Source organism: Escherichia sp. MOD1-EC6021 (genome assembly GCF_002965245.1).
Taxonomy (GTDB): domain Bacteria; phylum Pseudomonadota; class Gammaproteobacteria; order Enterobacterales; family Enterobacteriaceae; genus Escherichia; species Escherichia coli_F.
The window spans coordinates 1-237 of sequence record NZ_PTRU01000152.1 but is presented as its reverse complement, the minus strand read 5'-3'; the positions used below and the strand labels follow the sequence as shown (position 1 = coordinate 237).

The window sequence follows — 237 nt, the reverse complement described above, 5'->3', positions numbered from 1 at the left end:
ATACCCGATGGTGTGAAATCAGCCAGCATGACTCCTGCCTTCATATAGCGGTACCCTTCACGCCAGACATGGTTTAAGGCTCTGCATGCGGCGGCAATAATGTCCCGGCTGTCCTGTGTGGGCAATGGAAGCTTTTCCACAGCGGCATTGCTGTAACAGGGTTCTTTTACTGCAAAGGGGGATGTCCGTACAAATGTCGTCACCTGCCGGCAATACTGACGCTCCCCACGTAGTTTC

1 protein-coding gene is annotated in these 237 nt (G+C 53.2%); it reads right to left on the bottom strand.

Annotated elements, in window-relative coordinates; translation table 11 throughout:
* Nucleotides 1-237: DinB/UmuC family translesion DNA polymerase (locus BEB54_RS28465; protein ID WP_442899393.1), on the bottom strand; the 237-nt coding region annotated here is incomplete at both ends.